Here is a 12,719-nt window from a genome sequence, read left to right as displayed (position 1 = left end):
CCCATTTGACATTCGCCCCCACCCTGCCTTTAGTGCCCCAGTCGAAGGTCCCGTGGTCCCACACGGGCGCAAAAGGGAATGCGGTGCGGGAGACCCCTCCCCATGCCGCGGCTGCCCCCGCAACTGTAAGCGGTGAGCCCCTGCCAGATGCCACTGGCGCCGCAAGGCGCCGGGAAGGCGGTGGGGGCGCTGATCCGCGAGCCAGGAGACCTGCCTTCGACAAGGTCCGCGCCGGGCGGGGTGCTCCGGTTTGCGTCCCTTTCAAGCCTGCGTCTCGCGGGCGGCCCGCGCACCCGTGGATCTTGATGGTGGAGCGCGGCGAACCTGCCGACATTTCGGGCGATGCCCCCCCGGCGGAGACCACCGCCGGATCGACCGCGCGCGACGCGCCCGCTTCCGTGCGGGGTGATCCACCGGCGGTGACCGTCTTCGTCTGCACCACCTGCCGCAGCCTGGGCGAAGGGGCATCCCCCGTCGATGGCGCGGCCCTCGCCGAAGCTGCCGCGGCGGCCCCGCGGCCGGACGGCGTGGCGATACAGGGCGTGCGCTGCCTCGCCAATTGCAAGCGGTCCCTCTCCGCCGCCATGGTCCGCCGCGACGGCTGGACCTATGTGTTCGGCGACCTTGCCGCCGATGCCGCCCCCGACCTGATCGCCGGCGCGGTGCTGCTTGCCGCTGCCGACGACGGCCTCATGCCCTGGCGCGGACGGCCCGAGAGCCTGAAGCGCGGCATGGTCGCCCGCATCCCGCCTTTGTCCCTGCCCAAGGAGACCTGATGACTTCGCTCGCCCGCGTGCCCTGCACCATCGTCACCGGCTTCCTCGGCGCGGGGAAGACCACGCTCATCCGCCACGTGCTGGAAAATGCCGGCGGCAAGCGCCTCGCGGTGATCGTCAACGAGTTCGGCGACGTGGGCATCGACGGCGAGATCCTGAAGGGCTGCGGCATCGAGAGCTGCACCGAGGACACCATCGTGGAACTCGCCAACGGCTGCCTGTGCTGCACCGTGGCCGACGATTTCGTGCCGGCGCTGGACCTCATCCTGTCGCGCACCCCGCGGGTGGACCACATCCTCATCGAGACTTCCGGCCTCGCCCTGCCCAAGCCGCTGGTGCAGGCGTTCCAGTGGCCGGCCATCAAGAGCCGGGTGACGGTGGACGGCGTGGTCGCCGTGGTGGACGGCCCGGCGCTGGCCGAAGGGCGGGTGGCGCCGGACCTCTCCGCCCTCGCCGCCCAGCGCGCCGAAGACTCAAGCCTCGACCATGACGACCCGGTGGAAGAGGTGTTCGAGGACCAGATCGCCTGCGCCGACCTCGTCATCCTCTCCAAGAGCGACCTGATGGACGACGCCGGCTTCGCCAACGCCGAGCGGGTGGTGGCGCAGAGCCTGCCGCGCGCGGTGAAGCTGGTGCGCGCCACCGCCGGCAAGGTGGACATCGCCGTGCTGCTGGGCCTCGGCATCGGCGTGGAAGACGAGATCGACGCCCGCCGCACCCATCACGACGACGAGGCAGACCACGACCACGACGAGTTCGAAAGCATCGTTCTCCAGCTCCCGGAAATCGCCGATCCCGTCGCCCTCGCCGCCCGCGTGGTCACGGCGGCCGAGACCCCGGACGTGCTGCGCGTGAAGGGCTTCGCGGCGGTCGCCGGCAAGCCCATGCGGCTGCTGGTGCAGGGGGTCGGCCCGCGCGTGTCCCACCATTTCGACCGGCCGTGGGGCGCCGCCGAGGAACGGCGCGGGGCGCTGGTGGTGATCGGCCTCAAGGGCTTCGACCGCGCGGCGGTGGAGCGGGCCATCCTCGGCTGAGGCGAACCAGACCCCATGCACATCCTCGCCACCACATCGACGACGCTGGAGGATCTGGCCGAGCCGGTCGATCTCGCCCAGCCGCCCGGCGACATGGTGGCGCTGTCCTTCACCGACAGCGACCTGCTGGCCCTGTCCGCCGCCTGGCGGGCGCGGCGGGATAGCCTTCCCAGCCTGCGCCTCGCGCGGCTGAAGGACCTCACCCACCCCATGTCCGTAGACCTGTGGGTGGAGAAGGTGGCGCGCCACGCCAAGGTGGTGCTGGTGCGCCAATTGGGCGGCCTCGACTGGTGGCGCTACGGCGCCGAACAGCTTTCCGCCCTCGCCCGAGCCCGTGGCATCGCCCTCGCGCTGCTGCCGGGGGAGGACCAGGACGATCCCCGCCTCGCCGCCCTTTCCACCCTGCCCGCGGACGAGCTGGCCCAATGGCTGGCCTATTTTCGCGCCGGCGGTCCGGACAATATGGGCGCGCTCCTCGCCCGCATGGCCGCGACGGCTGGCTTTCCCGCGCCTGCCGCGATCGCGCCGCCGCGCCCTGTCCCCGCCACCGCCTTCTATCGCCCCGGTGCGGGGCTGGCGGAACCGCAGGCCAGCCTTGCCGCCGCGCAGGCGGACGGGCGGGCGAGCGCCCTCATCCTCTTCTACCGCTCGCAGTGGCTCGCGGCCGATACCGCCGCCATCGATGCGCTGGCCGCCGCCCTTGAGGCGCGCGGCATCGCCGCCGTGCCCCTGTTCGTGCCGAGCCTGAAGGCGCCGGAAGCCCGCGCCGCCGTGCGCCATGCGCTGGCCGCGCTCAAGCCGGCGGTGATCGTCACCACCACCGCGTTTGCGGCGGGGGATGCGGCCGAGCTGTTTCCGGCGGGCGGGCCGCCGGTGCTCCAGGCCGCCCCCGCCACCACTGCCCGTGCCGCCTGGGCCGGCAGCCCGCGCGGGCTCTCGGCCGCCGATCTCGCCATGCATGTGGTGCTGCCGGAGTTGGACGGGCGGGTGCTCGCCGGAGCCCTCTCCTTCAAGGATTTCGCCCCGGCCGATGCGGACCTCGCCTTCGCCCCGGCCATCAACCGGCCGGAGCCGGAGCAGGTGGCCCATGTGGCGGATCGCGTCGCCGGCCTGGTGCGCCTCGCCGCCACGCCACGGGCCGAGCGGCGGCTGGCGCTGATCCTGCCCGATTATCCCGGCGCCGAGGGCCGCTCCGGCTATGCGGTGGGCCTCGACGTGCCGGAAAGCGCGCGGCGCCTGATCGCCACCTTGGGCGACGCCGGCTACGCCACCGGCCCCATGCCCGCCGATGCGAAGGCGCTGCTCGCTGCCATCGCGCCAGCGCCGGCCCTGTCCCTCGATGCCTATCGCCGCGCCTTCGATCGCCTGCCGCAGGCCGCGCGCGAGGCCGTGCTTGCCGCGTGGGGGGCGCCCGAAGCGGATGCGGACCTGAAGGACGGCGCTTTCCACTTCCGCATTGCCAGATTTAGCGCCCTCACCCTCGCTTTCGCGCCCGATCGCGGCGCGGCGCTGGACCGGCGGGCGGATTATCACGATGCCGCCCTTCCGCCGCGCCATGCCCTCATCGCCTTCGGCCTGTGGCTGCGCGAGGGGCTGGACGCCCACGCCGTCATCCATCTCGGCGCCCACGGCACGCTGGAATGGCTGCCGGGCAAGGCGGTGGCGCTGACGCCGGCCTGCTTCCCGCAGGTGGTCATGGGCGCGCTGCCGGTGGTGTACCCCTTCATCGTCTCCAATCCCGGCGAGGCGGCGCAGGCCAAGCGCCGGCTCGCCGCCGTCACCATCGGCCACCTGCCGCCGCCGCTGGCCGCCGCCGGCCTGTCCGAGGCCGAGCAGAAGCTGGAGCGGCTGGTGGACGAATATGCCCAGGCGGACGGCCTCGACCGCCGCCGCCGGGAACGCCTCGCCCAGCTCATCGTGGAGACCGCCGGCGAGACCGGCCTTGCCGGCACCGCCGGCGTCACCACCGCCACCGATCCCGACGAGGCCCTGCGCCGCATCGACGCCTGGCTATGCGACCTGAAGGACCTCGCGGTGAAGGACGGCCTCCACGTCTTCGGCCATGTGCCGCAGGACGAAGCCGACCCCGCCCGCCTCGCCTCGGCCGGCGCGGAGACCCGCGCGCTGCTCGATGCCCTCGACGGCCGCTTCGTGCCGGCCGGCCCCGCCGGGGCGCCGGCGCGGGGGCGGCGGGATGTTTTGCCCACCGGGCGCAACCTCTACACCGCCGATCCGCGCACCCTGCCCACCCCTACCGCCTGCGACCTCGCCCGCAAGGCGGCCGACGAAGCCCTGCGCCTGCTGCTGCAGGAACACGGCGACTGGCCCCGCGCGCTGGTGCTGGACCTGTGGGGCAGCGCCTCCCTGCGCACCGGGGGCGAGGAAATCGCCCAGGGCCTCGCCTTCCTCGGCTGCCGGCCCATGTGGGAGGCGGCGAGCGGCCGCGTCACCGGCATCGAGGTGCTGCCGCCCGCCGTGCTGGGGCGTCCGCGCATCGACGTGACCTTCCGCATCTCCGGCCTGTTCCGCGACATCTTCCCGGCCCAGATCGCCCTGCTGGATGCCGCCGTGCGCGCCGTGGCCGCGCGGGACGAGGACGACGCCGAGAACCCGCTCGCCGCCGCCCGCCGCCGGGGCGAGGACCTGTCGCGCCTGTTCGGCTCGGCGCCGGGCGCCTATGGCGCGGGCATCGAGGCGCAGCTCCAGCGCGGCGCCTTCGAGGACCGCGCCGAGCTGGGCCATGCCTATCTCGCCGCCGCCTCCCATGCCTATGGCGGGGCGGACGGTGTCGCCCGGCCCGCCCCCGGCGCCTTCGCCGGACGGATTGCCACCGCCGATGCCCTCATCCACGGCGCGGATGATGCCGCCCGCGACCTCCTGGACGGCAGCGAGGATGCCGCCTTCATGGGCGGGTTCGCGGCCGCCGGGGCGGCGCTGGGGCGCAAGGCGCACCTCGTGGTGCTCGACACCACCGACCCCGACCGCCCCCGCGCCCGTCCCCTGTCCGAAGCGCTGGCGCGGCTGGTGTACGGGCGCGTCTCCGCGACCTTCATCACCGGCCAGATGCGCCACGGCCCGCGCGGGGCGGCGGAGCTGGCGGAGACGGTGGACCGCCTCGTCGCCTTCGCCGAGACCACGCAGGAGGTGGCGAGCGCCCTGCTCGACCGGCTCCATGCCGCCTATCTGGCGGAGCCGTCCGTGCGCGCCTTCCTGCTCGACCAGAACCCCGCGGCCGCCCGCGCCATGGCCCGCCGCTTCGCCGATGCGCGCCGCCGCGGCCTGTGGCACAGCCGCCGCAACGCCCTCGACGCCGATCTCGACGCCCTCCTCGCCGAGGCCGCCGCGCCCCGAGAAGCCGCGCCCCAAGAAAACACACCGAAGGAGGCGGCGGAATGAGCCCGCGCCCGCCCGCCGGGGTGCCTGCCCGGCCTTCCTCGCGCCCATGGAGACCGGCGACGGCCTCATCCTGCGCCTCGTTCCGGCGGAAGGCGCCATCTCCCCCGGCCAGTTGCGCGGCCTGGCCCGCGCGGCGACGGCCTTGGGCAACGGCATGATGGAGATCACCGCCCGCGGCAGCCTGCAGGTGCGCGGGCTGACGGCGGAAACGGTGGCGCCGCTTCAGGATGCGGTGCTCGCGCTCGGCATCACGCCGCGCCTCGGCCTCGCCATCGATATCTCCCCGCTATCGGGGCTCGATCCCCGGGAAGTTGCCGACGCCCGCCCCCTCGCCCAACGCATCCAGGAGGGCGCGGCGGGACTTGCTGACAAACTGGGGCCGAAGGTGTCCGTGGTCATCGATGGCGGCGGCGCCATCGGCCTTGGTGGACATAAGGCGGATGTGCGCCTTGCCGCCCTGCGCTCCGGTGCAGAAGGGATGTGGTCCGTCACCATCGGCGGCGGCGCGCCGGAATTGCTGGCGGAGAAAGATGCGGCGGCTCGGGCGCTCGACGCCTTGTCGCAGATCGCCGCCCTCGGCCGCCGCGCCCGCGCCACCGACCTGCCGGGATGCGCCGCCGCCCAAGGCGATCATGGCAAACCACTCGCCCCGCTGGGAACCTTTCCCCTCGCCGATGGCCGCTTCGCCTGCGGTATCGGCCTGCCCTTCGGCGCCGGAGCGGCCAACCTGTTCGCAGCTCTCGCAGACGCCGCCGAGGCGGCCGGCTCACGCGACCTGCGGCCGGCGACGGAGCGGGTGCTCCTCACCACCGGCCTCGACGCGGAGGGCACCCGCGCCTTCGCGACGGAAGCCCGGCGGCTCGGCTGCCTGGTGGCGCCCGACGATCCGCGCGCCTTCATCGCCGCCTGCCCCGGCGCGCCGGCCTGCATCTGCGCCCATTTCCCGGCGCGGGACCTCGCGCCCCTGGTAGCCGAAGCCCTTGCGCCGCTGCTGGATGGCACGGTGACGGTACACCTGTCCGCCTGCACCAAGGGCTGCGCCCATCCCGCGCCGGCAACCCTCACCTTCGTGGGCATGGACGAGGGGATCGCGCTGGTGCATGAGGGCGCACCCTCCGGGGCACGCGGACCGGTCCTTCCGGTCGATGCACTGGCGGCGAAGCTCGCAACGCTGGCCGGCACGCCCCGCCTGCCCGGCGAGACGGGACGCGGGCTTCTGGCCCGCATGCAAAAGGCAGGTTTACTGGCGGGCCTGTGGCTGCGCGAAGGAAACGACAGACCGATGGTGAAGACGTGACGAGCCGCGCAGCATGACCCTCCCCTTCGACTACGTGCGCGACGGCACCGCCATCTACGAGCGCTCCTTCGCCATCATCCGCGCCGAGGCGGACCTGTCGCGCTTCTCCCCCGAGGAGGAGGACGTGGCGGTGCGCATGATCCACGCCTGCGGGCTGGTGGAGGCGGCGCGGGACTTCGTGTTCGGCCCCGGCGTGGTGGCCGCCGCCCGCGCGGCGCTCAAGGCCGGCGCGCCCATCCTGTGCGATGCGCAGATGGTGGCCCACGGCATCACCCGCGCCCGCCTGCCGGCCGACAACGAGGTGGTCTGCACCCTGCGCGATCCCGCCGTGCCGGCATTGGCCGAACAGCTCGGTACCACCCGCTCGGCCGCGGCGCTGGAATTGTGGCGCGCGCAGCTTGCCGGCGCGGTGGTCGCCATCGGCAATGCGCCCACCGCCCTCTTCCATTTGCTGGAAATGCTGGACAAGGGCGCGCCCCGCCCCGCCGCCATCCTCGGCATGCCGGTGGGCTTCGTGGGCGCGGCGGAATCCAAGGATGCGCTGGCGGCCGACCCGCGCGGCGTGCCGTTCGCCATCGTGCGCGGGCGGCTCGGCGGCAGCGCCATCACCTCGGCCGCCGTCAACGCGCTGGCGAGGGCCGGGCTATGAAAGGCCAGCTCATCGGCGTGGGCGTCGGCCCCGGCGACCCCGATCTCATGACCCTCAAGGCGGTGAAGGCCATCGCCGGCGCCGACGTGGTGGGCTATTTCGCCAAGGCCGGGAACGTCAGCCACGCGCGGACCATCGCCCAGGCGCACTTCCGCCCGGACACGGTGGAACTGCCCCTGCTCTATCCCGTCACCACCGAGATCCACCGACATGATGCCGCCTATCGCACCGCCATCGGCGCGTTTTACGACGCTTCGGCGGCGACGGTGGCGGAGCACATCCTCGCCGGCCGCACGGTGGCGGTGCTGAGCGAGGGCGACCCGCTGTTCTATGGCTCCTACATGCACCTGCATGTGCGCCTCGCGCAGCGTTTTCCCACGCAGGTCATTCCCGGCGTCACCGGCATGTCCGGCTGCTGGTCGCAGGCCGGCGCGCCCATCGCCCAGGGCGACGACGTGCTCATGGTCCTGCCCGGCACGCTGGGCGAAGACGAGCTGGCTCGCCGCCTCGCCACGGCCGATGCGGCGGTGATCATGAAGGTGGGCCGCAACCTGCCCAAGATCCGCCGGGCGCTGGCCGCCGCCGGCCGCCTCGACCGCGCGCTCTATGTGGAGCGCGGCACCATGGCCGATTGCGCGCTCGTGCCGCTCTCCGAGCGGGCGGACGAGCGCGCGCCCTATTTCTCCATCGTGCTGGTGCCCGGCTGGGAGCGCGCGGCATGAACGGCGGCGACAGGCGCGGGCGGCTCACGGTGGTGGGCCTCGGCCCCGGCGCGGCGCGGCAGATGACGCCCGAGGCGGTGGCGGCGGTGGAAGCGGCGGACCTTGTCTTCGGCTATGCCCCCTATCTCGCCCGCTTGCCGCAGCGGCCGGGTCAGGAGCGCCGGCCGTCCGACAATCGCGAGGAGATCGCCCGCGCCTCGGCCGCGCTGGACGCGGCGGTTGCGGGCGCGCGGGTCGCCATGGTCTCGGGGGGCGATCCCGGCGTGTTCGCCATGGCCGCCGCCGTGTGCGAGGCCATCGAGCAAGGGCCGGAGGCGTGGCGCGCCCTCGATTTCGAGGTGGTGCCCGGCGTCACCGCCATGCTGGCGGTGGCGGCGCGCTGCGGGGCGCCGCTGGGCCACGATTTCTGCGCCATCTCCCTCTCCGACAACCTGAAGCCCTGGGCGCTGGTGGAAAAGCGCCTGCTGCTGGCGGCGGAGGCGGGCTTTGTCATCGCCCTCTACAATCCCATCAGCCGGGCGCGGCCGTGGCAATTGGGGCGGGCCTTCGAACTGCTGCGCGAGCGCCTTGCCGGCAGCGTGCCGGTGGTGTTCGGCCGCGCGGCGGGGCGGCAGGACGAGCGCATCGCCCTCACCACCCTCGCTGCGGCCGATCCGGCGCAGGCGGACATGGCCACCTGCGTGATCATCGGCACCGCCGACACCCGCATCGTGCCGCGCCCCGGCCTGCCGCCGCTGGTCTACGCGCCGCGCTCGGCGGACAGGCCAGCGCCGCGAGCGGGAGAAGACTCCGCGTCCCGCGCGGAAGAGTCCGCGCCGTGAGCGCCGAGTTGGTCGAGCAGCCACGCCTCGGCCTCCGCCGGGGTCTCCACCGCCGCAACGGCGGGGATGGCGGGCCGCGCGATCAGCAGCACCTCGATGCCCAGCGTGCGGGCCGCCGCCATCTTGCCGTAGGTGGCAGAGCCGCCGCTGTTCTTGGCCACGATGGTGTCGATGCGGTGCGCCTCCAGCAGCGCGCGGTCGTCCCCCTCGCCGAACGGTCCGCGCCCAAGCACATACTCGGCCTGCGGCACCGCCAGCGGCGGGGAGACCGGATCGACGCTGCGCACCAGATAGAAATGCTGGGGCGCCGCCTCGAAGGCGCGCACCTCGTTGCGCCCGAGGGCGAGGAACACCCGCCGCGGCGCATCCCCCAGCGCGGCGACGGCCGCCGGAACATCGGCCACCTCGCGCCAGCGGTCGCCGGCAACGGGCATCCACGGCCCGCGCCGCAGGGCGAGGAGCGGCACGCCCGCCGCCGCGCAGGCCTGCGCCGCATTGAAGGACATGCGGGCGGCATAGGGATGGGTGGCATCCACCACGGCGGCAATGCGCTGCACCTTCAGGTAGTGTTCAAGGCCTGCGGCGCCGCCGAAGCCGCCGACGCGCACGGGCACCGGCTGGGGCGCAGGATGTTCCGTGCGTCCGGCCAGCGACAGCACCACGTCGAGCCCGGCTTGATCCGCGATGCGGGCGGCAAGGCGTTTGGCGAGGGCGCTGGCCTCGCTGGTGCCGCCGAGCAGGAGAATGCGCGGGACCATGGCTGAAACGGCGCGGGTCGAGACGGAGGGATCGCTCATGACGGGCATAAGTGCCCCAGCCGGGCGCTGGCTGTCCATCGTCGGCATCGGCGAGGATGGGGCCGACGGCCTCTCCCCCGCCGCACGCGCCGCCATCTCCTGCGCCGAGATCGTGTTCGGCGGGGCGCGCCACCTTGCCCTTGCAGGCGGCCTCGTCACCGGCGCGGCACAGGAATGGCCGAGCCCCTTCAGCCTTGCCGGAGTTCTCGCCGCGCGCGGGCGGGCGGTGTGTGTCCTCGCCTCGGGCGATCCGTTCCTTTACGGGGTGGGCGCGAGCCTTGCCCGCCATGTGCCGGCGGACGAGATGCGCGCCTTCCCCGCGCCCTCCGCCTTCGCGCTGGCCGCCGCGCGGCTGGGCTGGGCGTTGCAGGACGCGGACCTCGTCTCCCTCCACGGCCGGCCGCTGGCACGGCTGCGGCCCTTTTTGCAGCACGGCGCCCGGCTGATCCTCCTCACCTCGGACGGCGACGGGCCGCGGCAGGTGGCGGATTTCGTCACCGCCCACGGCTGCGGCGCCTCGCGCCTCGTGGTGCTGGAGGCGCTGGGCGGGCCATCCGAGCGGGTGCGCGAGACGCGCGCCGATGCCTTCGCCTTCACCGACGTGGCGGCGCTCAACGTGGTGGCGCTGGAGGTGGTGGCGGACGCCGACGCCCCCATCCTGCCCCTCGCCAGCGGCCTTCCCGACGATGTGTTCGAGCATGACGGCCAGATCACCAAGCGCGAGATCCGCGCCCTCACCCTCTCCTCCCTCGCGCCGCGACGGGGGGAGCTGCTGTGGGACATCGGCGCCGGGGCGGGCTCCATTGCCATCGAATGGCTGCTGGCGCATCCCTCGCTCAGTGCCATCGCCATCGAAGGGAATGCGGACCGCGCGGCGCGCATCGCCCGCAATGCCGGGCGCCTCGGCGTGCCGCATTTGAGGGTGGTGGAGGGTGCGGCACCCGGCGCCCTTGCCGGACTGCCCCCGCCGGATGTCATCTTTCTCGGCGGCGGCGCCTCGGAAGCCGGCGTGTTCGACGCGGCGCTCGCGGCGCTGAAGCCGGGCGGGCGCCTGGTGGCCAACGCGGTGACGCTGGAGACGGAAGCGGTGCTCCTTTCCGCCCATGCCCGGCTCGGCGGCGACCTCGTGCGCATCGCGCTGGCGCGCTCGGTGCCGGTGAAGGGCATGACCGGCTGGCGGCCCGCCATGCCGGTCACCCAGTGGCGCTATTGCAAGCCACCCGAAGGCAAGCCACCCGAAGGCAGGCCGCCCGAGGGAGAGGGAGGCGAGGCATGATCGTTGCCGGCATCGGCTCGAAACGGGGGGTGAGCGTGGACGAGGTGCTGGCCGCCTTCGACGCGGCCCTGGCGCGCGCCGCTCTGGCGCGGGCCGACGTGGCCCTCATCGCCGCGCCGGCGGTGAAGGGGGGCGAGGCCGGCATCAGCGAGGCGGCGGCCAAGCTCGGCCTGCCGCTGGTGCTGGTGCCGCAGACCCAGCTCGAAGCCGCCTCCAACCGCACCATGACCCGCTCGGAGCGGGTGATCGCCTTGTTGCGCGTGCCCTCGGCGGCCGAGACGGCGGCGCTGGCCGCAGCCGGCGCACAGGCGCGCCTTCTCGGGCCGCGCCTCGCTCTCGGCCCCGTCACCTGTGCCCTCGCCCGGCGGGAGGAAGAAGAAGAGTGACCGTCCATTTCATCGGCGCCGGACCGGGCGCGGCGGACCTCATCACCGTGCGCGGGCGCGACCTCATCGCCCGCTGCCCGGTCTGCCTCTATGCCGGCTCCATCGTGGCGCCGGAACTGCTGGACTATTGCCCGCCCGGCGCCCGTATAGTGGACACCGCGCCCCTCGACCTCGACCGGATCGAGGCCGAATATGTGCGCGCCTTTGCTGCGGGGGAGGATGTGGCGCGGCTGCACTCCGGCGACCTCTCCGTCTACAGCGCGGTGGCCGAGCAGATGCGCCGCCTCGACCGGCTATCCATCCCCTATACGCTGACGCCCGGCGTGCCCGCCTTCGCGGCGGCGGCGGCGCTGCTGAAGCGCGAATTCACCGTGCCGGAGGTGGCACAGAGCCTCGTCATCACCCGCGTCTCGGGCCGCGCCTCCGCCATGCCGGAAACCGAGAACCTTGCCGCCTTCGCCGCCACGGGGGCGACGCTTGCCATCCATCTTGCCATCCACGCCCTCGACCGGGTGGTGGCGGAACTGACCCCCGTGCTGGGCGCCGACTGCCCGGTGGCCGTGCTGGCCAAGGCCTCCTGGCCGGACGGGCGCATCGTCACCGGGACGCTCAGTGACATCGCCGCCCAGCTTGCAGCCGATCCCATCCCGCGCACGGCGCTCATTTTGGTGGGGCGGGCGCTGGCGGCGCAGGATTTTCGCGAAAGCGCGCTCTACGACACCGCCTATGTCCGCCGCTTCCGCGGGGGCGGGGAATGAGCGGCCGTTCAGCCCTGCGCGGGGGCGAAGGGCGCGCGGCCCATGAGCGTGCCATCGCGGTCGAAGACGGCAATTTCCAGCGCCACGTCGGCCCGGCCGAGCGCCCGCGCGGCGGTGGCCCAGGCGGCGCGGGCCACGCAATCGCCCAACGGGAAGCCTGCGGCGCGGGCGATCTGGAACGCCTCCGCCACCATGTGCGCGGCGCCGATGCGTGCCGCGAGGTCCGGCGGCGCGCCGGCGCCCACCGCGAGAGTTGCAAGGGCCGCCATGTCGGCCCGTCCGCGCTTGGAGTGGAGATCGAGGAAGCCCTGGCCGAGCTTGGTCATCTTGGCGACGCCGCCGGCCACCGTCACCTTCGCCACGGGATGGGCGCGCACATATTTCAGCATGCCGCCGACGAAATCGCCCATGTCGATGAGCGCGACCTCGTCGAGGCCATGCAGCTTGCGCACCGCCTGTTCGGAGGCGCTGCCGGTGGCCCCGGCCACGTGGTCCAGCCCCATGGCGCGGGCCACATCGATGCCGCGATGGATGGAGTGGATCCACGCCGCGCAGGAATAGGGCACGACGATGCCCGTGGTGCCCAGCACCGAGAGCCCGCCGACGATGCCGAGGCGCGGATTGAGCGTCTTGAGCGCGAGGCGCGCGCCATCGGCGATGGAAATCTCCACCTCGGCGTCGGCCGCAATGCCCGCCGCCCGCGCCATCTCGACGATGCCGGCGGCGATCATGCGGCGGGGCACCGGATTGATGGCCGGTTCTCCCGGTGGGATGGGCAGGCCCGGCCGCGTGACCATGCCCACCCCC

General features: G+C 73.6%; 12 protein-coding genes and 1 riboswitch. Of the genes, 10 read left to right on the top strand and 2 right to left on the bottom strand.

Features of this window, described 5'->3' with window-relative positions; translation table 11 throughout:
* The first annotated feature begins 28 nt into the window (after positions 1-28).
* A riboswitch (cobalamin riboswitch) is annotated at positions 29-232 on the top strand.
* Positions 233-305: 73 nt separating this feature from the next.
* The 7 genes from K9U41_RS18250 to K9U41_RS18220 are packed head-to-tail and all read left to right on the top strand — an operon-like array spanning position 306 to position 8,695.
* Positions 306-776 (top strand): DUF1636 family protein, encoded by a 471-nt coding sequence (locus tag K9U41_RS18250; RefSeq protein ID WP_432715822.1) that lies wholly within the window; start codon positions 306-308, stop codon positions 774-776.
* The gene (gene cobW / locus K9U41_RS18245) at positions 773-1,810 is read left to right on the top strand and encodes a cobalamin biosynthesis protein CobW (protein ID WP_282642295.1); all 1,038 of its coding nucleotides are present in this window, start codon (positions 773-775) and stop codon (positions 1,808-1,810) included. The genes K9U41_RS18250 and cobW overlap by 4 nt, the downstream gene beginning before the upstream one ends.
* A gap of 15 nt (positions 1,811-1,825) precedes the next feature.
* Positions 1,826-5,206, top strand: coding sequence for a cobaltochelatase subunit CobN (gene cobN, locus K9U41_RS18240; RefSeq protein WP_282642292.1), 3,381 nt, complete (start codon positions 1,826-1,828; stop codon positions 5,204-5,206).
* A complete protein-coding gene (cobG, locus tag K9U41_RS18235) occupies positions 5,124-6,503 on the top strand; it encodes a precorrin-3B synthase (protein ID WP_282642294.1) in 1,380 nt (459 codons plus the stop codon). Before cobN ends, cobG begins: the two co-directional genes overlap by 83 nt.
* Positions 6,504-6,516: 13 nt before the next feature.
* Entirely contained in the window at positions 6,517-7,152 is a 636-nt protein-coding gene (locus K9U41_RS18230) for a precorrin-8X methylmutase (RefSeq protein WP_282642291.1), read from the top strand.
* Entirely contained in the window at positions 7,149-7,874 is a 726-nt protein-coding gene (locus K9U41_RS18225; protein ID WP_282642290.1) for a precorrin-2 C(20)-methyltransferase, read from the top strand. Before K9U41_RS18230 ends, K9U41_RS18225 begins: the two co-directional genes overlap by 4 nt.
* Positions 7,871-8,695, top strand: coding sequence for a precorrin-3B C(17)-methyltransferase (locus K9U41_RS18220; RefSeq protein WP_282642289.1), 825 nt, complete (start codon positions 7,871-7,873; stop codon positions 8,693-8,695). The genes K9U41_RS18225 and K9U41_RS18220 overlap by 4 nt, the downstream gene beginning before the upstream one ends.
* Here the strand turns inward: K9U41_RS18220 and K9U41_RS18215 are convergent.
* Positions 8,614-9,453 carry a cobalt-precorrin-6A reductase gene (locus tag K9U41_RS18215; protein WP_282642293.1) on the bottom strand — a complete coding sequence of 280 codons (840 nt, stop codon included), beginning with the start codon at positions 9,451-9,453 and terminating at the stop codon, positions 8,614-8,616. The two genes, K9U41_RS18220 and K9U41_RS18215, sit on opposite strands and share 82 nt — an antisense overlap.
* 37 nt (positions 9,454-9,490) lie before the next feature.
* Here K9U41_RS18215 and cbiE point away from each other — a divergent pair, with 37 nt between their 5' ends.
* The 3 genes from cbiE to cobM are packed head-to-tail and all read left to right on the top strand — an operon-like array spanning position 9,491 to position 11,912.
* Complete coding sequence (gene cbiE / locus K9U41_RS18210) at positions 9,491-10,768, top strand: precorrin-6y C5,15-methyltransferase (decarboxylating) subunit CbiE (protein WP_282642288.1); 1,278 nt, start codon at positions 9,491-9,493, stop codon at positions 10,766-10,768.
* The gene (locus K9U41_RS18205) at positions 10,765-11,154 is read left to right on the top strand and encodes a cobalamin biosynthesis protein (RefSeq protein WP_282642287.1); all 390 of its coding nucleotides are present in this window, start codon (positions 10,765-10,767) and stop codon (positions 11,152-11,154) included. The genes cbiE and K9U41_RS18205 overlap by 4 nt, the downstream gene beginning before the upstream one ends.
* Complete coding sequence (gene cobM / locus K9U41_RS18200; RefSeq protein WP_282642286.1) at positions 11,151-11,912, top strand: precorrin-4 C(11)-methyltransferase; 762 nt, start codon at positions 11,151-11,153, stop codon at positions 11,910-11,912. Before K9U41_RS18205 ends, cobM begins: the two co-directional genes overlap by 4 nt.
* A gap of 8 nt (positions 11,913-11,920) precedes the next feature.
* On the opposite strand, the gene cbiD is transcribed toward cobM, so the two are convergent.
* Positions 11,921-12,719, bottom strand: a 799-nt coding sequence (gene cbiD / locus K9U41_RS18195; protein WP_282642285.1) for a cobalt-precorrin-5B (C(1))-methyltransferase CbiD, incomplete at its 5' end; no start/stop codon positions are given.

The sequence above is a fragment of the Xanthobacter autotrophicus genome (assembly GCF_029991245.1).
Taxonomy (GTDB): Bacteria; Pseudomonadota; Alphaproteobacteria; order Rhizobiales; family Xanthobacteraceae; genus Xanthobacter; species Xanthobacter autotrophicus_C.
Note: the sequence above shows the minus strand (reverse complement) of the source record. Positions and strands in the feature narration are given on the sequence as shown.